This window comes from Dyadobacter psychrophilus, assembly GCF_900167945.1.
Lineage (GTDB): Bacteria > Bacteroidota > Bacteroidia > Cytophagales > Spirosomataceae > Dyadobacter > Dyadobacter psychrophilus.
The window spans coordinates 178,794-197,350 of record NZ_FUZA01000004.1; the positions used below are offsets into that span (position 1 = coordinate 178,794).

17 protein-coding genes are annotated in these 18,557 nt (G+C 45.8%); 9 read left to right on the forward strand and 8 right to left on the reverse strand.

From position 1 onward, the window contains the following. Positions 1-10: 10 nt before the first annotated feature. The gene (locus tag B5X68_RS16735) at positions 11-511 is read right to left on the reverse strand and encodes a hypothetical protein (RefSeq protein ID WP_082215904.1); all 501 of its coding nucleotides are present in this window, start codon (positions 509-511) and stop codon (positions 11-13) included. Positions 512-523: 12 nt separating this feature from the next. Further along, on the reverse strand, positions 524-1,639 hold the full coding sequence (locus tag B5X68_RS16740) for a Fic family protein (protein ID WP_082215905.1): 1,116 nt from the start codon (positions 1,637-1,639) through the stop codon (positions 524-526). Between the two features lie 180 nt (positions 1,640-1,819). Here B5X68_RS16740 and B5X68_RS16745 point away from each other — a divergent pair, with 180 nt between their 5' ends. Both B5X68_RS16745 and B5X68_RS16750 read left to right on the forward strand, forming a co-directional pair. Next, a complete protein-coding gene (locus B5X68_RS16745) occupies positions 1,820-2,776 on the forward strand; it encodes an EamA family transporter (protein ID WP_082215906.1) in 957 nt (318 codons plus the stop codon). Between the two features lie 91 nt (positions 2,777-2,867). After that, positions 2,868-3,239, forward strand: coding sequence for a hypothetical protein (locus tag B5X68_RS16750; RefSeq protein WP_082215907.1), 372 nt, complete (start codon positions 2,868-2,870; stop codon positions 3,237-3,239). 111 nt (positions 3,240-3,350) lie between these two features. Here the strand turns inward: B5X68_RS16750 and B5X68_RS16755 are convergent, their stop codons facing one another. Further along, on the reverse strand, positions 3,351-3,563 hold the full coding sequence (locus B5X68_RS16755; RefSeq protein ID WP_082216154.1) for a helix-turn-helix transcriptional regulator: 213 nt from the start codon (positions 3,561-3,563) through the stop codon (positions 3,351-3,353). Between the two features lie 170 nt (positions 3,564-3,733). Between B5X68_RS16755 and B5X68_RS16760 the strand changes: the two genes are divergently transcribed. Beyond that, a complete protein-coding gene (locus B5X68_RS16760; RefSeq protein WP_082215908.1) occupies positions 3,734-3,940 on the forward strand; it encodes a hypothetical protein in 207 nt (68 codons plus the stop codon). 75 nt (positions 3,941-4,015) lie between these two features. Here the strand turns inward: B5X68_RS16760 and B5X68_RS16765 are convergent, their stop codons facing one another. The 5 genes from B5X68_RS16765 to B5X68_RS16785 form a co-directional block, all read right to left on the reverse strand. Further along, entirely contained in the window at positions 4,016-5,794 is a 1,779-nt protein-coding gene (locus B5X68_RS16765; protein WP_082215909.1) for a RagB/SusD family nutrient uptake outer membrane protein, read from the reverse strand. A gap of 18 nt (positions 5,795-5,812) precedes the next feature. Next, on the reverse strand, positions 5,813-9,331 hold the full coding sequence (locus B5X68_RS16770; protein WP_170916668.1) for a SusC/RagA family TonB-linked outer membrane protein: 3,519 nt from the start codon (positions 9,329-9,331) through the stop codon (positions 5,813-5,815). A 218-nt stretch (positions 9,332-9,549) separates the two neighbouring features. After that, positions 9,550-10,524 (reverse strand): FecR family protein, encoded by a 975-nt coding sequence (locus B5X68_RS16775; RefSeq protein WP_082215911.1) that lies wholly within the window; start codon positions 10,522-10,524, stop codon positions 9,550-9,552. Between the two features lie 97 nt (positions 10,525-10,621). Next, the gene (locus B5X68_RS16780) at positions 10,622-11,206 is read right to left on the reverse strand and encodes an RNA polymerase sigma factor (RefSeq protein WP_082215912.1); all 585 of its coding nucleotides are present in this window, start codon (positions 11,204-11,206) and stop codon (positions 10,622-10,624) included. 168 nt (positions 11,207-11,374) lie between these two features. Next, positions 11,375-12,376 carry an aldo/keto reductase gene (locus B5X68_RS16785; RefSeq protein ID WP_082215913.1) on the reverse strand — a complete coding sequence of 334 codons (1,002 nt, stop codon included), beginning with the start codon at positions 12,374-12,376 and terminating at the stop codon, positions 11,375-11,377. A 245-nt stretch (positions 12,377-12,621) separates the two neighbouring features. On the opposite strand from B5X68_RS16785, the gene B5X68_RS16790 reads away from it, so the two are divergent. The 6 genes from B5X68_RS16790 (at position 12,622) to B5X68_RS16815 (ending at position 18,547) form a co-directional block, all read left to right on the forward strand. After that, positions 12,622-13,431: an isocitrate lyase/PEP mutase family protein gene (locus B5X68_RS16790; protein ID WP_082215914.1), complete on the forward strand. Its 810-nt coding sequence runs from the start codon at positions 12,622-12,624 to the stop codon at positions 13,429-13,431. A gap of 123 nt (positions 13,432-13,554) precedes the next feature. Then, the gene (locus tag B5X68_RS16795) at positions 13,555-14,130 is read left to right on the forward strand and encodes a helix-turn-helix domain-containing protein (protein ID WP_082215915.1); all 576 of its coding nucleotides are present in this window, start codon (positions 13,555-13,557) and stop codon (positions 14,128-14,130) included. A gap of 209 nt (positions 14,131-14,339) precedes the next feature. Beyond that, on the forward strand, positions 14,340-15,050 hold the full coding sequence (locus tag B5X68_RS16800) for an HAD-IA family hydrolase (RefSeq protein ID WP_082215916.1): 711 nt from the start codon (positions 14,340-14,342) through the stop codon (positions 15,048-15,050). A 20-nt stretch (positions 15,051-15,070) separates the two neighbouring features. Then, positions 15,071-16,201, forward strand: coding sequence for a TIGR03364 family FAD-dependent oxidoreductase (locus B5X68_RS16805; protein ID WP_082215917.1), 1,131 nt, complete (start codon positions 15,071-15,073; stop codon positions 16,199-16,201). Positions 16,202-16,212: 11 nt separating this feature from the next. After that, a complete protein-coding gene (locus B5X68_RS16810) occupies positions 16,213-17,151 on the forward strand; it encodes an alkaline phosphatase family protein (protein WP_229208454.1) in 939 nt (312 codons plus the stop codon). Positions 17,152-17,191: 40 nt separating this feature from the next. After that, positions 17,192-18,547: an aspartate aminotransferase family protein gene (locus B5X68_RS16815; protein ID WP_082215918.1), complete on the forward strand. Its 1,356-nt coding sequence runs from the start codon at positions 17,192-17,194 to the stop codon at positions 18,545-18,547. Positions 18,548-18,557 lie beyond the last annotated feature (10 nt).

Consider the following 18,557-nt stretch of genomic DNA (forward strand, 5'->3'; position numbering starts at 1 on the left):
CTGATTTCAGTTATTTTTTCACCGGCGCCAGACCTTTCATCGCTTTCATGCCAATAGCGGGCATTTTTGTGATCGGCGCGAGCAGTTTAGCTTCTTTTTCCGGCTCAATATATACACGTGCTCCTGACAGATAACGCTCGATAATAAATTCCTCTTCTTTCACGAACTGAATGGAAGACTGCCCCGCAAGATGCGAAATATCATACAGTTTTTTGTGAAAAATAGCCGCGTCGAGGTTGCCATTGAAATGATAGTCATTCTGAAAACCATGATCAAATTTAAAAACAATGGGCGTTCCCGCGTTAGCAAGAAGGCTCTGCGGCGTACCTGTTAATGTAATCGGAATGTAGGTCTTCTTATCATAAATAAAACCACCATGATTATTCTTGATGTGCTCCCGCATTTTCCTTGGTGTGTCGCCCACAAAAAGCACGTCCACAAGCAGGATAAGCGTTGCCGCATTAAATTGTTCGGCGTTTTCGATGACGGGAAGGGTTGATATGCGGATCATTTGATTGGTTACTTATGGTTGTAAAATTCTAATCAGGTCTTCGTTTATATAATAAATTTCTTTGCCGTCCCGCTTGGGTGTCAGGATTTTAGCATGAACTAGGTCGTCCATATATTTTGCCAGCGTGGTGCGGGAAGTTTTGCCAATTGCCTCACCGAGCGTTTTCGGTTTACTATATGGTTGGCTAAAAAGAACCTCATTGACTTCTTTATTGTACCATTTGATATGTTTCTTGCCATGCAAAAAAGTCTCCAGCATTTGACTCAAAATGTCGGAGATAAGATCGCTGGTAAACAAAGACGTTTTTTCTACGGCGTCGAGCATGTACAAAATCCAGTTTTTCCATTCACCCCGTTGCGTAACACCAGCCAGGTTGTGATAGTATTCATCCTTATGTTTTATAATGTATTGAGACAAATATAAAACGGGGAGCGAAAGCAGATTTTTATTTACGAGATACAACAGATTAAGGATACGTCCGGTTCTGCCATTTCCATCCTGAAATGGGTGAATAGCCTCAAATTGATAATGTGCAATACACATTTTAAGAAGCGGATCCGCCGGATATTTTTGATCGTCGTTTAGATATTCCGTTAAATTTGCCATTAGATTTTCAATTATTCCTGATCCCCTTGGTGGCGTGTAAATGGTTTCTCCTGCTCTAAACTCACTTTCCCCTCTTTTAATGACAATCACGGCTTGCGGCACCCGCAGCTGAGACGTTGTATCTTTTATTTGCTGAAAGATGCTGATTATCAGACCAGTATTTATTTCATTGCTTTTTATAAGTTCATGATATCCTGCCCAAAGTGCTTCCCGGTAACGAAGCACTTCCTTTGTCGCAATGTTGGTTCGGTCCTCTTTTGCTGTGTCGGAAACTGCTTTGTACAGGTCATCCTCGGTTGTGAAAATATTCTCAATTTCGGTTGACGTCCTAGCTTCCTGCAAAGCAATGGTGTTTATTAGCATGAGTGGATTTGGAATGCGTAAAACCGTAGCGTTGACTGTTGCAAGTGCGCGAGATGCTGAAACAAGTTTTTTCAACACATCGATATCATCTTCAATGCTGGCAGGAGGCGGTAGCAATGGTAATGTGTTATATGGCTTGTTACGATCGTATTTTCCCATTTATTACGTGTCCAGTTTTAAGGCTAAATTGAACATGATGCAAATATATGTCCATTTTCTGAACAGATTATAAGGACATGTCCAGTTTTTGTCGAAAATTGGACATGTAATGTTAATTGATGGTCTGATTTTTAGGTAAGCCAAAAACAGCAACACATTCAATAAATAAAACGTCGTTTTATGGAAAGCAAAGACACTGCGCAATGGAAAGTGGCACTGGCCTTTTTTGCGATTTATGTGATTTGGGGCACCACTTATATTGCGATTACTTTTGGATTGGAAAGCTTTCCGCCATTCCTTTTTTGTGCGTTTCGCTACTTTACAGCTGGGATTTTGCTTTTTCTGATTGCCAAAGTGCAAGGGCATCGGATTCCGCCGGCAAATATTATCACAACTGCATCCATCGGCGGCACGATCGCGCTGGTCGGAGGTTCGGGGCTGGTTACCTGGGCGGAGCAATACATTGGTTCGGGTCATGCGGCGACGGTGATTGCCACCGAACCGTTCATGTTTATCCTGTTTGACCGCAAGTTGTGGAGGTTTTATTTCTCGCAAAAAACCATCATTGCCGGGTTGCTTTTGGGTTTTGTTGGCCTGGTGTTATTCTCTTACGCGGCTGTTCCCAAGGCAGGCACTGAAAACATGCAGCTGATCGGAAACCTCGTGTTGATATTAAGCGCAGCATTGTGGGTGGCCGGGTCGCTGTTCAGCAAAAAGGCGGATACTGCCGGATATTCCAATGTTATGCTGGCCGGAATTCAGCTGATGGCTGCGGGAATCGCCAGTGCTTTCTTCTCTGGATTAGCGGGAGAATATCCACGGTTTTCGTTGTCAAGTGTCTCCTTCGAAGCTTGGAGCAGCCTGATTTATATGATTACAATGGGTTCTATGGTTGCATTTCTGGCATTTACCTGGCTTATGACCATTCGCCCGCCAGCGCTGGTGAGCACGCATACATATGTGAATCCGGTGGTGGCTGTGATTGTGGGTTGGATGATCGCGGGCGAGACGTTCAATGCCGTGCAGATCATCGGATTGGTGATTATACTTTTGGGTGTGTTGCTCACCAAGTTTCAGGAATACAAAGAGATGCCTGTGTTTGCAAAATACTTTTCCTCGGGGAGGCAAAAAAAGTGAAAATTTCCGCTCTGGAAGAGGCACGATAATTTTCAGGATTCAGCATTAATACCGAAATTCGGCCACATCAGAAAGCATAACCAGCTCATTCATGACAGTCAAAACATACAGATTTATTGCATTACTAGGCGACGGCCGGGAGAGATTCAGCGACAAAGCATTGGACGAAGAATGGCCCACCGAACCCATCGTCATAGACGCATTCGGCTTTTCAGACGTTTACCGCTACTCAGGTGTTGTCTTCCTAAATGAAGAGTGGTTTACAAAATACAGCAAAAACTGGCGCAACGACACTTCGAAGATCGATGCCCTGCTCACCGACCTCATCAAATACACCGCTAAGGACGTTCATTCCGAAAATTTAGCAAAGATCAAAGATTACCTATCATCCCCACCCGAAACTTTGGAGGAGACCATTGAGGTGTGGAAAAGGTTTTATGATCCGGAGTTGAGGGTGATATAAAGTCACTCACCCTGTCACCCTGAGCGGAGTCGAAGGGGGCGTTACCACCTAGGAGTAACGCCCCCTTCGACTCCGCTCAGGGTGACAAGGTGAGTGACTTTTTTGCTCCTATCAAGATGCTTGCTTATTAGATACCAGCAAGGTTCTCACATCTACATTCAAAGCCTCAGCGATTTCAAAAAGCGTCTCCATCGTTGGCTGCATTTGGTTTCTACACCATTTTGAAACGGTTGTCTTATTCATTCCTAATTGCTCAGCAAGCCAGTTGTTAGTTTTGCCTTGCTCTGCTAAAACGGCTTTAATGCGGTTACTCGCTTTTTTCATGCCTTTAATGTGTATCTGTCTTTTTACTTGCAAAATACACAGTAAGAAAAACATCATTCGCAGATAAAAAATGCTTTTTAAGCATATATAAAATATTTATAATATTTAAATATAGCTTTAAAAGCATAAATGATATCTTTGCAAACATTACAAAGCTAAAATCACAATCCATGAAATACACAAAAGCACACTTAGAAAGAATCGTGTTTGCTCAACTCGATAATATAGAAGCAATGAATGATTTGCTTATCACCGTCAAAGCCCAGACCGAAATGATTCAGAAAGCAAATAAGATCCTGGAAAAGGAGGTGGAAAAATTTAAAGTAAAGAAGTATGAATTTGTTGGGAGGAAGAAACGTGGGATGAAGACTTTCTAAGTCTTGTCATCAAAAAAGCACTGCCGAACCCGAGTCCGGCAGTGCTCCAATCATTTACATTAAACTCAAAATTCCTCAATTATACCCCGGATTCTGCTTCAACATTGCAGCCCCATTCACCACACTCATATCAATCTGATACTGCGGAATCGGGAAGTAATTGTTTTTCCCGTTAATAAATTTCCCTCCGACCAGGTCGGTGGTGATTTTGGATTCGTAGCCGAAGAAGCTGTTTAGAGTTTTGTCAGCTTGGTCCCAGCGAACGAGGTCGAAGAAGCGGTGGCCTTCCATGGCAAGTTCGATGCCGCGCTCGAAGTAGATGGCTTTCAGAACATTGTCTTTGCCTTTTGCTGCGAGCGTGCCGGTTGGATAAGGTTTTACAACGTAGTTTGCGGCTGGCGTTGTGGAAAATCCGGCTAGCGGATTTTTGTTGTCAATGTATTTGTAAAGCCAGCCGGTTTTGTCTGCTGCTCTCGTTCTTACGCGGTTTACGTATTCCTCAGCTTTGGCCAGACTTCCTGCATTTGCTTCGGCTTCGGCGGCCATCAACAGTACATCGGCAAAACGGATCACGAGTACATTGATCGCATTTCCCGGCGCCCAGGAACTCAGATCCGCGTAAAGGTCCTGCGTTTTTTGTCTGTGAATGTTCTTTTTCGGGGCATACGGGCCGCCGTAACGCTGGTCACGCACCCAGTTCATGCCCGGGAACAGTCCCCAGTCGTGGTAAGGAACGTCGCGACGGCCAACGGTCCAGTCTAGGCGTGGATCGAGCGGACCGGCGTCTGTGACAAATGCAGTGGCAGAGGCAACACCCAGGTCATTTTTAACTGCATGACTGTTGAAGTCGTCGACATATGGCAAGCCGTTTGCATCTGTGCGATAGCTGTTTACGAGCATTTGCGTGGGTTGGAAAAATCCGCAGCAAGCAAAGGGAGCGCCGGTTCCGTAAGGGAAATTAAGCATACCGCCCATGTTGGCGTTGGTAATGTCCAAAGTTCCGTCGTTGGCGACCATCTGGATTGCAAAAACAGACTCTGCATTGTTTTTCGTGGCTGCGTCAAAATTGTCTTTGAATGAAACTAGATCATATTTCAGACCATTGGAAGTGACGCCGCTGCTGATCACGGTCGCGAAAAGCGTTGCTGCTTCTGCAAATTTGCGTTGATACAAATACGTTTTGGCCAGATATGCGCCTGCCGCCCATTTGTTTGCGCGACCAACCAATGTCTGGGTCGCGGGCAGCTTTTCGTAAGCAGCTTTGAAATCCGCTTCGATCATCGGCCAGATGTCCTTATCATTCGGCTGGTTAAAATCCGTTGTGGTTTCATCTATCCAGGGGACCATGTTCCACATTTTTTTAGCCTCAAAATAATAATGCGCCCGCAGGAAAAGCGCCTGTCCTTCAATGTTAGCCTTACTTTCCGCTGAAATGTCGGTTACCAAAGCCAAGACTTTCAAAACGGCATTGGCGCGTGAAACACCTTCGTAAAGTGCACGCCATTTTGTGTTGAAAAAACCATTATCAGCCCCGGCAGCGAATGTTGCTATGGAATTGATGGGCGTCTGATCACCGCCATCGCTGCCTTTGTGCGCATCGCCGCCCGGAATGGAACCGTAAACCCAGTTATCCGGCGGCGCTTCCCAGCCACTTCCCCCGTTGAAGTCGCCCTGTCCGTCCAATGCTGCATAAGCGCCGGTTAATAAGCCGTCAACGCCTTTTTCATTGGCAAGCACTTCGTCGCCCAATGCGCCCTGAACCGGTTTATCTAAAAAATCGTCCTTGCAGCCCTGCAAAACCGAAAGGCTGGTCATCAGACAAAAAGCCATGATATATCGAAATCCCTTTTTCATGTCAGTCTCTGGTAAATGTCAAAAAGTAAGATTAATGCCCACCGTGTATTGTTTCGAAGACGGGTAGGAGCCTTCGTCAATGCCGAATACGGTTGGGTTACCATCTGCATTTCTGCTCACTTCGGGGTCCAGGCCAGAATAGCCGGTCAATGTGAACAGGTTTGTGGCCTGCACGTAAATCCGGAACTGCTGTGTTTTGATCTTTTTCAGAAACGCAGGTGAGAATGTGTAACCCAGCTGGACATTTTTCGCACGCAGGTAAGAGCCGTCTTCCACGAAATAAGAGTTAGGAACATTGATCGTGCTGAATGAGCTGGAATTTTCCTGGATCGGTGCTTTTGCATTGTGATTTTCTGGCGTCCAGGAATTGTAAAGTGCGGTTTGGCTTTTCGCTCCCGATCTTGACGAGTTAAAATCACTCCACCAAAGCGTCTGGTTCCAGATCTGATTGCCCTGAACGCCGTAAAGGAACAAGCTGAAATCGAACTGTTTGTAATTAAAACCAAGATTCAGACCATAACTGAAATCCGGGTTTGGATTGCCAAGAATGGTGCGGTCAGCGGCGGTGATCTGGCCGTCGCCGTTGGTGTTTTGGTAACGGAACCGTCCCAATGAAGCGCCATCCTGGAACACCGCATTTTCATCACCGGTCTGTGCAACGGCCTGCGCATTGGCCGTAGCAATTTCTTCTTCGGAATTCCAGAAACCAATCACTTTATAACCAAAAAACTGACCAATTGAGTTACCAACCTGGTTTCTCACAATGGAATGGCCATCAAATCCGCGTCCTTCCAGATCAAAATAATTAGTGCTGTTGGTTACTTTCAAAATCTTGTTGTTGTAAGTCGTGAAAGTCGCCGTCGCATTCAATTTCAGGTCGCGGCCAATGTCAAAGCGGGAAGTGATCTGCAAATCGACCCCTTTGTTTTTCATCTGCGCAATGTTCACATAAGGAACCGCGCCGCCGCCCGCTGTGCCGATCAATGTTGGATTATACAAAAGGTCCTTCACATCTTTTACATAGTAATCCGCGATCACGTCCAGCCTGCCTTTGAAGAATGTGGCGTCAATACCAATGTTTGTACTGATGTTTTTCTCCCAAACGGCATCCGGGTTTCCGATCTGGCTTTTCTCAAATCCTTCATTTGCGCCTGACCCGCTTGTGCCTGAAAGGTCATAATAGGAGCTTCGGCGATTGGAACCGTAAGTTGTGAATGCATTACCAGACCGCACATTGATCTGATTTCCCATGACTCCGTAGTTTGCACGCAATTTCAGGTCGTCCAGCCAGGTGATGCCTTTCATGAAATCTTCCTGAGAAATACGCCATCCCGCACTCACGGCAGGAAAAAGGCCATATCTTTTATTTATAAATTTCGAAGATCCGTCTCTCCTGATAATGGCTCCAAAAAGATATTTATCATTATAAATGTAATCCAAACGCCCTATCAGCGAGAACAATGCGTCGGCTGAACGACTGCTGTAATTGCTTCTTGTGCCCGATCCTGTTCCCAGGTTCATATAATCGGGATTGAAGGAAAAATAGCCCTGCGTATCGCCACCCAGATCGTAACTCTTACCACTATACGCTTCTGTTCCTGCAACAACGGTCAGGTCGTGCTTTTGCATGGTTTTGTGAAAAGTCACGAGATTGGTCCACGTCCAGTTGAAACCAGAGTAAGCGCCTTCGGAATAGGTGTTGGTGTTGCTGTTTTCCTTGTTTTCGTAAGTTGGAAAAGAGAAAGAATTCCAGCGGCCTGAATAATTTTCACCACCAAAACTCGTGCGGACAGTGAAATTTTTGAACAAATCCACTTCAGCAAACACGTTACCAAACAAGCGGTTGTCCAAACCTTTGTCGTAACGCGTGCGATCACGCATTGCAACCGGGTTGAACGCATCGCCCATGCCCGCCGCGCGGCTTCCCGCATAATTGCCCATAATGTCACGAACGGGAATGATCGGCTGCATGCGGAATGAAAACGCAATGGCCGACCCGCCGTCAGAAAGCGCACTTTTAGGATTATCCGAAACGGAAAAAGCAAGGTTTTCACCAATGCGAATGTGCTTGCCAATGTTATACTGACTGTTTGACCGCAATGTATAGCGTTTCAGATAAGTGTTGGTTAGAGCGCCTTTTTGGTTGAAATAATTGAGAGAAAACAAATAGCTTCCCTGATCGCTTCCGCCACTCAGCGAAATGTTATGGCTCGTTGAAGGCGCGCGTTTGAAGATCTCGTGAAACCAGTCTGTTCCTTCTTTGTTTGCCTTTACAATCTGGTTGAATTTGTTGAAATCATCCACCGATGTGTATTCAGGGTTCACATAGTAGAGGTCGGGATTCGTACCGGGATCGCCTTCCTTAGCGCCCGTTGGCAGAATGTAATCCGGCAAAACTGGATTAGGGCCTGAGCCATATTGGTCGTCGCCCACGGTTGCTCCCTCGTTTCGCTGCACCTGAAATTTCAATTGCGCCTGTTCCATCGGCGACAATGTGTTCCAGACATTCCCTTTTGGCGGCGTTTGCATGCCATACCAGGCGCTGTAACTCACTTTAACCTTGTCTTTTCCTTTTTTGGTCGTAATGATGATCACCCCATTTGCAGCGCGTGAACCGTAAATTGAGGCAGAACCGGCATCTTTCAGCACTTGCATGGAAGCGATATCATTGCTGTTCAGGTCGCTGATTGAAGTCGTGGGAACGCCGTCAACAACATATAAAGGTGAGTTATTTCCAAAAGTGTTCAAACCGCGGATACGCACCTGCGGTGTTTCGCCAGGCTGGCCGGAGCCGATAATGGTAACGCCGGAAGCTCTTCCCTGCAACTGGTTAGCAACTTGTCCGTCAGGCGTTTGTTTCAATTGCTCCACATCCACAACAGAAACGGCGCCGATCAAATCCTTTTTGCGCTGCGCGCCATAACCCGTCACAACCAATTCGGAGAGCGTAGAAACATCCGGCAAAAGCTTGATATCCAATGTGGAACGCGAGCCTACCATTGTTTCCTGCGCAGTAAAGCCAATGAAACTGAAAATCAGAATGGACTCATCGCCAGCCACATCAATGCTGTAATTTCCGTCCAGATCCGTCATCGTTCCGTCGTTTGTCCCTTTCACGCGGATCGCAACGGAGGGCAATGCTTCGCCTTTGTCGTCGGTAACCTTACCTTTAATAGGCCGCAAGAGATATTGCGACTGGATTTCCGCCGCCTCTCGCTCCATTTCCTGTTTGGTTTTTTCTGTAACCCCGATCATTTTGCCCACTTGCCTGAATTCCAGCGAAGTTTGCTTTTCGATCATTTTCAGGATTTCCGGCACGGGCAGTCCCATGGCGTAAAGCGTGATCTGCGGCGCATTACGGACGAGCTTTTCGTCGAATGCAAAAGTGACGCCGGTCTGCTGTTCAATTTGTCTGAAAACAGTCTTCACTCTCGACTGCCGCACATCCATGTTGACGTGCTGAGCCTCGCTTGTGCCGGCTACCAAAAGAGCCGCAGTCAGCATGTTAATGCCCAAAATAAGCGTCGAAATGCGCATAAATTTTTTGAATAAGGGGAGTCCCTTATGGTAATAATTCACCATATTTGTTTGGATGTTTAATGGTTAACCTGTTAAACCGCGCCCGTTCTCGCTATTGATGGTTCGAAGCATTGCATAGCAGAGGGACATTCATTGCCGGGGACATTCGCAGTGTTCCCGGTTTCTGTTTTTTGAGCCCGCCTTCCTGGAAAGCCAGCCCCATTTTTCAGTGCTTTTTATCTAATTACAATCGTGCTGTCGTTTAATTGTGAATAATTGAATTTTTTGGAGAAACCCAACACTTTCAAGACATCGCCAATCGGCTGATCATCGAGGGTCAGGGATATTTTTTCAGCGGATAAATCGGCCTTTTCCACGACAATGTGCTGCTTGTACTTTCTTTCCAATGCATGAAAGACTTCGGATAGTAATTCATCTTCAAACACCATTCTGTTATCTTTCCAAGGCGCAATAGCAGGCTTGCTGATCTCGCTAACATGGATTTTGGTTGTTTTTTCGGGAATAACCGCCTGTTCTGCCGGAAGCAACATTAATGCTGGATGTTCAGGTTTATCGCGCATGGTCACGCCTACTTTGCCCGTCTTGACAGTTACTTTAATATCCCGATCATTATGGTAAGCTTTTACATCAAATGACGTTCCCAAAACTGTAATATTCAAGGTTTTGGCATGAACAATGAAAGGCTTGTGGGTCATGTGTTTCACATCGAAAAACGCCTGGCCTTCTTTCAGAACAACTTCCCTTGTTTTTCCCGAAAATGAATGCGGATAAGTGAGGCTGGAACCTGCATTGAGCCAGATGGACGAGCCGTCAGGCAATGTTACTTTCAATGTTTTGCCCAAAGGTGCCTGAACGAGCAGGATACCCGTTTCGGCGGGTTTATGCTGATTTGTCCAAAAAATAAAACCGGCAATCACAAGCGCCGCTACGGCTGTTGACCATGAAACTAATCGCTTAATGAGCGTAAAATCGAGGGTTTTGTGAGCGGGCTGCTGCAATGCTTTCATATTAGCCAGCATCCGTTCCTTCATATCGTTCGCCGTTTCAGGGTTGCGCGTGAAGACGGTTTCGGTTTCGGGCACGTCCGGGTTCAGGCTGTCGTACCACTTATGCAATATCTCTTTTTCCTCTTCCGAGGCTGTCCCGTTGAGAAATTTTACGGCAAGCTGTCTGATGTACTCTTGTGTCATTGCAAAGCAGATAAACCCTTTGCATTACTTAGAGGGGAGAAGGAAGCAAAACCCCTTAGTTGTAGAATAAAAAATTTAGAAAATTTATGGAAGTACCTTAAAATTTGGCAAGGAGCACAATTTGCAGAAGAAGATGCGTGACGCCGCTCAGGTTGGAACGGACCATTTTCAATGCTTTGGTCAAATGCGCTTCGGCTGTTTTGGGCGAAATGTTCAGCTCCTCACAAATGTCCGGTAAAGATCTGTCCTGCAATTTATTGTATTGAAAAACGAGCCTGCATTTTTCTGGAAGGCGGTTTGTAAGGTTCGTAATAATTTCCAAAAGTAGTTTATTCTCAATCTCCTGGTCTATGGAAACCGAGGTTACCGCCTGTTGTTTGATCGACAATTCCAATTCCTGCTCCTGTTTGGATTTAGCCAGATAGCGATACACCTCATAGCGGAGCATTGCGGCCAGATACGGTTTAAGCGACTGGATTTCCAGCGTTTCCCGCTTCATCCAGAACAGCATAAACGTATCCTGCGTAATTTCCTCAGCCACTTCGGCTGACTTCACCATGCGGTGGGCAGCATAGAAAAGCTTGTCCCAATGCCGGTTGTAAATTTCGTCGAATGCACCTTCTTCGCCCTCCTTCATCAAAGCGGCCAGCTCGTCATCGGAAAAGTGTTGAAAGTGGGTCATCGAAATTTACAGTTGGCAAGGGTTATGCTTTATCAAATATAAAATAAATAAACTACCAGTGAGTGGTGATTTAATATAAATACAATATTAAAAATGGCTTAATGTGCACTATGGAGGATTTTTTAACATAAATGCATGGAATAGCAATATTTTATTTTGACGTAAATATCAATGGTTCACCAGCTGCATGCCGCCCTCATTATAGCGCTCGCCCGTGTCTGGGTATCGCGCTACGAGTTCGTCAATGGTCGCTAAGTCGGTTTTTGACAATTCCACTTCCAGCGCACCTGCGTTTTCTTCCAGATATTTGCGCTTTTTGGTCCCCGGAATAGGGATGATGTCTTCTCCCTGTGCCAGCACCCATGCGAGCGCAAGCTGTGCGGGCGTGCAATTTTTATTGGAAGCAATTTCTGCAAAACCTTTGACCAGCTTGGCATTATTATCGGCGTATTCCTGCTGGTAACGCGGTAATGTCCGACGAAAATCAGTCTCAGCTAATGCGTCAACCTGTAATGTTGCGGTCACCAATCCCCTTGCCAATGGCGAAAACGGAACCAACGAAATGCCCAGTTCGCGCACCGTTGGCAGGATTTCCGATTCCAGATCTCTAGTAATCATAGAATATTCGCTCTGCAACGCCGCGATGGGATGCACAGCGTGTGCCTTCCGAATTGATGCGGCAGAAGCTTCGCTTAGTCCCAGATAACGCACTTTTCCTTCCTTTACCAGCTCACTCATAGCGCCAACCATCTCTTCAACGGGCACATTTGGGTCAATACGGTGGGCATAATACAGATCGATTGTGTCGATTTTGAGGCGTTTCAAACTGTTTTCAACGGCAGTTTTCATCCAGGCGGGCGATCCGTCAAAGTACGAGCCGTTAGCATTTTTTGCATCACCCGAATCTTCCCTGTAGCGAAAGCCGAATTTCGTAGCTATGAAAACTTTATCGCGGTTTGGGACCAACACTTTTGAAATCAATTCTTCATTCTGGCCATTGGCATACATATCCGCAGTGTCCCAGAAGTTGATTCCCAAATCGAGCGCTTTATGCAATGTGGCAATGCTTTCGGCATCGTCAGTCGGGCCATAAGCGATGCTCATGCCCATGCATCCAAGTCCAATCGCAGATAATTTTTCGTCAGTTTTTCCGAGTTTTCTGAATTTCATGATTTTGATGTCTAATAACTTTCAGCGACCGGCGATCGGTCGTCAGTCGGCAATGATGTTGTATTGTTAAGCGATTTTTAAAGTTAAAAAATTCAATATTAAGACCATTGAAATATTGCCTTGAATGCTTGAACGGCGAGATGTTGCCAATTTTACGATTTGAATGGACTATTCAAAAAAATCAAAATGGATCATTTTAATAGTCCTGTTCTTGGGTAAGTTTGTTGTGCTTAGCGATCTTAAAAATGAAAAGAAAAAGCTCACAATCAGAAAAGGCAGATCTGCTTAAAAAGCTGCATTACAGCAAGCAAATGCTGGTTTTGCCTAACATTTGGGATGTTGCGGGTGCTGCATTGCTTGAAGAAACCGGTTATCAGGCTGTCGCCACTGCCAGTGCGGCTATCGCGCGCGCCAATGGTTTCCAGGATGGCGAAAAAATCCCTTTTGACCAGGCGCTGAATGTAATCACGCAAATCGTCAATGCGGTTGAAGTGCCTGTAACCGCCGATATCGAATCCGGTTATGCCACTGATTTGCAGGGATTGAAGGCCAATATCCGCAAAGTGCTGGCGACAGGCGTTGCGGGGATTAATATAGAGGATAGCGACCCGAAAACCAATGAGCTGTTGCCTGTTGATTTGCAGGTTGAGCGCATCAGATTGATCCGGAAAGTAGCCGAAAAAGCAGGCGTCCGGTTGTTTATTAATGCCAGAACCGATGTTTTTCTGAAACCAAGTTCGCTTACAAATGACGAGAAACTAAAAGTGGCCATCGAGCGCGGATGTGCCTATGCGGACGCGGGGGCGGATGGAGTTTACCCCATTTTTGTACGGGAAGAGTCTGATATCTCTACGCTGGTCAATGAGTTTGCTGTTCCCATAAACATATTAATTACGAAAGGGACGCCTGAACTTAGTAAGCTGCAAAACCTGGGTGTTGCCAGGGTTAGCTTCGGGCCGAATTTTCAAAAAGCAATGCTGTTAGCCATGAAAACATCGTTGAAAAATGTGAAAGATAAGTTTAGCCACAGTCATATAACAGATATGCTGGCCTAACATAGCGATTACACAACGTGTTGCAAATCTCCCGTTCCATGAACCGGGAGATTTTGTTTTATACAAAAAATAAAAATTACCTTGTGGCATATTTAAAGGCAAAAGGCAACAATTTTCGGGATTATGCAGGAGGATATTCTTTTTCAGATCAGCAATAAATTAAAGGAAGTCAGGAAAAATAAGGGCGTTACGTTACAGGAAATCGCTGACGAAGCAGGAGTTACTAAAAGCCTCGTTTCGCAGATCGAAAACAGCCGCACCATTCCCTCGCTTCCCGTTATGCTCGGCCTGATCAAGGCGCTCGACATTGATTTGAATGTGTTTTTCAAAGACATAATTTCGACCGCTCCGGGCGATAATGTGCTCATACGACGGAAGGAAGAATATCAGCCTTTTACCAAAGAAAACGCCAAAGGCTTCTACTATCATCGCATATTCAGTAAACAATTCAAAGACAACCACATCGACGTGGTCCTGCTCCGTCTCGAAAAAGATGCCAAGCGCCCGATGGTTCGCACTAATGCTTACGAGTTCAAATATGTGTTGCGAGGGTCGGTCGAATATACGGTTGGCAAAAATAAATATGTCCTGAATCAGGGCGATTCGATGTTTTTCGATGCTAACGAGCTGCATAACCCTAAATGTATCAATGGTGACGAAGTGTTGCTGCTGGTGATCTATTTCTTCAACGAAGCTTAACTTCTTGTTTATTTTTGGGGTAAATGTTAAATATTAATTAACATTTACTTAACTTTATTTCTCGGGCATATCACTAGTTTTGTGCCTCAACAGGATCGCTATGGTTCTCAATCGCGCTTTCACGCACTTCCAGGCATTTTTTAGATTAACGAGATTACCTAAGCCCTTTTCCAGAAATTCAGTATTTGTTCACCAATATATATGCAAAGATGTTAATAGAACTTGTTGTTTTTGACATGGCAGGGACCACTGTCAAGGACAAAAATTTTGTAGGAATTGCTTTTCAGCAAGCAATGCAATCGCAGGGTTATAACATTGCCATTGAAGCTGTAAATCCTTTAATGGGATATGAGAAGCCGCTGGCTATCAGGATGATGCTCGAAACGCGCGAAGCGGATAAGACGAAAATTACAGACGCGCTGGTAAATGACATTCATACGCATTTCGTGAACGGAATGATCCAATTTTACAGCACCACACAGGAAATAGGGCCATTGCCGCATGTGGAAGAGACTTTTGCAACATTGCGCGAGGCTGGCGTGAAGATCGCTTTGAACACCGGATTTTCACGGGACATTGCGGATGTGATTATCAGCCGGCTTGGTTGGGAAGATAAAATCGACTGTCTGGTTGCCAGTGATGAGGTGCCTTATGGACGGCCTTATCCTGATATGATCAATAAAATTATGCAGAAACTCAACATTACTTCCGCAAATAATGTCGCGAAAGTTGGTGATACTGAGGTTGATATCAATGAAGGCATTAATGCAGGCTGCAAATATGTGATCGGGATAACCACCGGCGCATTCACGGCTGACCAGCTGCTTCCTTACAAACCCACGCATATTATTGACGACATTGCGGACGTGGTTGCCATCATTTCAGAAAGCCCGGCTTACGCTGGCGAAGTTCACAAATAGCAATTTTTAACAACATCAGGATGAGTAAATCTGCTATTGTTATTGGAGCAGGCATTGTAGGATTAGCCACGGCAAGGGCTTTGGTGTCAAGAGGTTATCAGGTTACGGTCATCGAGCGTTCTTCGAAAGCTGTCGGCGCCTCTATCAGGAATTTTGGGATGGTGTGGCCAATCGGGCAGCCCGAGGGAACATTATATAATCGGGCATTGAAGGCCAAAAGCATCTGGAAGGAAACGCTTACGGAGGCTAAATGCTGGTTTTTTGAAGGCGGCAGCTTGCATATGGCTTATAAGAATGACGAGTTGCAAGCAATCAAAGAGTTTGTGGAGGTAAGCGGTTACCGGCCTGTGAAAGTCCTGAATGCTGCTGAAACATTAGAAATGTCGCCAGCGGTGAATGGAAACGGCTTGTTAGGCTCACTATATTCTGCGGATGAAATGATCGTGGACCCGCGGGAGGCCATTGCTGGCGTTGCGCGTTACTTGCAGGAAAAGTGGAGTGTAACCTTTTACTGGGACACGGTCATTTCGCAAATCAATTATCCCAATGTTTCATCCGGCTCCAAAAGCTGGTCGGCGGATGAAATTTTTGTTTGCAGCGGACAGGATTTTGAGACATTATATCCGGCGGAGTTCGCAGCAGCGCCTTTGACCAAATGTAAATTACAAATGCTCCGACTGGAAGCACAGCCCAACGATTGGAAAATCGGCCCGGCACTGTGCGGCGGACTTTCACTGATCCATTACGACGGTTTCAAAGCCGCACCTTCACTGGCAGGTTTAAAAGCAAGATATCAGGAAGAATACAGCGAATATCTCAAATGGGGCATTCACGTAATGGCTTCCCAAAACGGTCTGGGCGAGATTACCGTGGGCGATTCGCATGAGTATGCGCTCACATTTGACCCGTTCGACCGCGAATTTATCAATAAAATGATCCTTGATTATCTCGGCACTTTTGCGCAGTTCAAATCACCCAAAGTTTCCCAAACCTGGAATGGGATCTATCCAAAAATGACAAATGGCAAGACGGAAATCGTCTTAAAGCCCGAACAAGGCGTCACAATCATCAATGGACTTGGCGGGGCGGGCATGTCGCTCTCTTTCGGCCTTTGCGATGAGGTGATCGGCGGAACTTATAGTGAATCCTAAACCCTTAATATATGTTGCTCAGAATTTCGTTTCTCTTATCATTCGCAGCGTTTTCTTCTTTTTGCTTTGCCCAAAAAGACAGGCCAAAAGGCATTGAACATGTGATCGTTATTGGTGTGGACGGGCTAAGTCCGGATGGCATTAACAAAGGAAAATCGCCCGTATTGCATGATATGATCGCTAATGGCAGCGTGAAATGGAATGTGCGCACGGTGCTAACCTCCGCGAGCAGCCAGAACTGGGCGTCCATGATCATGGGTGCGGGACCTGAGCAACATGGCATTATCAACAATGATTGGGAAATTGATAAGCACACTTTGCCGCCGATCGTGCAGGAAAAGGACGGGCGCTTTCCCACAATTTTCAGTATATTTCAGAAGGCGAATCCTAAGGCCGAAATTGGCGTGGTGTATCATTGGGATGGTTTTGGAAGGTTATTTCAAAAAGACGCTGTGAATTACGACAAGCGTTTTGGTACTGAGGATTCCACTGCAACGGATTTCATCAATTATATAAAAACCAAAAAACCGGCTTTGGGTTTTGTGCATTTCGATCACGTAGACCATGCAGGACATCACGGCGGCCACGGCTCGCCGGAATATTATCAATCCGTTGCCAAAGCCGATTCGCTGATCGGGAAAATTCTTTCGGGCTTGAAAGATGCCGGGATAATGGACAGAACATTGGTGATCGTTTGGGCGGATCATGGCGGACTTAACAAAGGTCACGGCGGCGCTACACCTCAGGAAGCCGAGATTGCGGGGATTTTTTACGGTAAGGATGTGAAAAAGGGATACAAGATCGAGCAGGAGGTTTACACTTATGACCTTGCTTCTACGATTGCATTTGTGCTCGGCGTTCAGCAGCCATATGCCTGGATCGGTCGCCCGGTGAAGCCTGCATTTGAAGGTCTTAAAGAACCGGAAAATCTCTGGAAGAGCGCGAAATAATTTATTTTTCAGGATGCAGGAATCTCATTATTAGTCATATATGGCGGAACATAACAGAACGGAGGGGGATATCAATTTGTCAGATGCACGCCGGGATTGGTATGCTGTGATAAGCGATCCGGAAACTGTTTCCTACCTGGAAGAAGATGCGGAGCATTTCCTGCACCAGTCGTTGTCAACGCCTTGCCTGGATGTGCTAGCTTACTGCGAAGGGATTTATCTGACTGACATTCAGGGTAAAACTTATATGGATTTCCATGGCAACAATGTGCACCAGCTCGGTTACCGGAATCCTTACATTATTAAAAAATTAAAAGAACAGCTCGATATCCTGCCCTTTTCACCGAGGCGTTACACCAATGTCCCGGCGATTGAGCTGGCAAAAAAGTTGGGAAGTCTGTTACCCGGCAACCTTAATCGTGTGCTTTTTGCACCGGGAGGCACGTCGGCGATCAGTATTGCTCTGAAATTGGCACGCATTGTGACAGGAAAGCACAAAGTCGTTTCGCTTTGGGATTCATTTCACGGCGCTTCGCTGGATGCGATCTCTGCTGGCGGTGAGTTGGATTTTCGCAAAGATATGGGCCCGCTTATGCCAGGTGTAGAACGCATTCCGCCACCTATGACTTATCGCGGACCATTTGCCAATGCAGGAAACGGTGATCTGGCTTATGCGGATTATCTGGAATATGTCATTGAAAAGGAGGGCGATATTGGTGCTTTTTTGATCGAAACCATGAGGAATACGGATGTCCAGATACCCTCACAAGCGTATTGGAATAGGGTTCGTGAAATATGCACGAAACACAAAGTTTTACTCATTCTCGACGAGATTCCCATTGCCTTCGGCAGGACGGGAAAGATGTTCGCATTTGAACATTATGACATTGAGCCGGATATCATTTGTTTAGGAAAGGGGTTAGGCGGAGGCGTCATGCCCATGGCCGCCATCATTGCCCGCGAATCGCATAACATTGCCCAAAGCGTCTCGCTGGGGCATTTTACACATGAAAAAAGTCCGCTGGGGAGCGTGGCCGCATTAGCGATGCTCGACTATATGGAGCAAAACCGGATCCTGGAAAAAGTGCAGGAAGATGCCGTTTTCATGGCAGCTGAATTACAAAAATTAGAAGATAAATTCCCGCTGATCGGCGATGTGAGGGGCGTAGGATTGTTGTGGGGGATTGAATTAGTGAGAGACAAAGACACCAAGGAAAAAGCCATAAAGGAAGCAGAAATTGTGATGTACGAGTGCCTCAAAAATGGTTTGAGTTTTAAAGTTTCGCAAGGGAATGTGCTGCAACTATCGCCACCGCTGATCATTAGTCGCGAGCAGTTGCGCGAAGCCTTGCTGATCCTCGAAAACGCCCTTGAAAAGGCCTCCGTCTTTGTGTAATTCATAAAAA

Bases quoted from the DNA above. Each gene is read 5' to 3' on its own strand.
- B5X68_RS16785 (WP_082215913.1), bottom strand. From the start codon at position 12,376: ATGAAATTCAGAAAACTCGGAAAAACTGACGAAAAATTATCTGCGATT.
- B5X68_RS16805 (WP_082215917.1), top strand. From the start codon at position 15,071: ATGAGTAAATCTGCTATTGTTATTGGAGCAGGCATTGTAGGATTAGCC.
- B5X68_RS16815 (WP_082215918.1), top strand. From the start codon at position 17,192: ATGGCGGAACATAACAGAACGGAGGGGGATATCAATTTGTCAGATGCA.
- B5X68_RS16765 (WP_082215909.1), bottom strand. From the start codon at position 5,794: ATGAAAAAGGGATTTCGATATATCATGGCTTTTTGTCTGATGACCAGC.
- B5X68_RS16775 (WP_082215911.1), bottom strand. From the start codon at position 10,524: ATGACACAAGAGTACATCAGACAGCTTGCCGTAAAATTTCTCAACGGG.
- B5X68_RS16790 (WP_082215914.1), top strand. From the start codon at position 12,622: ATGAAAAGAAAAAGCTCACAATCAGAAAAGGCAGATCTGCTTAAAAAG.
- B5X68_RS16770 (WP_170916668.1), bottom strand. From the start codon at position 9,331: ATGCGCATTTCGACGCTTATTTTGGGCATTAACATGCTGACTGCGGCT.
- B5X68_RS16735 (WP_082215904.1), bottom strand. From the start codon at position 511: ATGATCCGCATATCAACCCTTCCCGTCATCGAAAACGCCGAACAATTT.
- B5X68_RS16795 (WP_082215915.1), top strand. From the start codon at position 13,555: ATGCAGGAGGATATTCTTTTTCAGATCAGCAATAAATTAAAGGAAGTC.
- B5X68_RS16740 (WP_082215905.1), bottom strand. From the start codon at position 1,639: ATGGGAAAATACGATCGTAACAAGCCATATAACACATTACCATTGCTA.
- B5X68_RS16810 (WP_229208454.1), top strand. From the start codon at position 16,213: ATGTTGCTCAGAATTTCGTTTCTCTTATCATTCGCAGCGTTTTCTTCT.
- B5X68_RS16760 (WP_082215908.1), top strand. From the start codon at position 3,734: ATGAAATACACAAAAGCACACTTAGAAAGAATCGTGTTTGCTCAACTC.
- B5X68_RS16755 (WP_082216154.1), bottom strand. From the start codon at position 3,563: ATGAAAAAAGCGAGTAACCGCATTAAAGCCGTTTTAGCAGAGCAAGGC.
- B5X68_RS16745 (WP_082215906.1), top strand. From the start codon at position 1,820: ATGGAAAGCAAAGACACTGCGCAATGGAAAGTGGCACTGGCCTTTTTT.
- B5X68_RS16780 (WP_082215912.1), bottom strand. From the start codon at position 11,206: ATGACCCACTTTCAACACTTTTCCGATGACGAGCTGGCCGCTTTGATG.
- B5X68_RS16800 (WP_082215916.1), top strand. From the start codon at position 14,340: ATGTTAATAGAACTTGTTGTTTTTGACATGGCAGGGACCACTGTCAAG.
- B5X68_RS16750 (WP_082215907.1), top strand. From the start codon at position 2,868: ATGACAGTCAAAACATACAGATTTATTGCATTACTAGGCGACGGCCGG.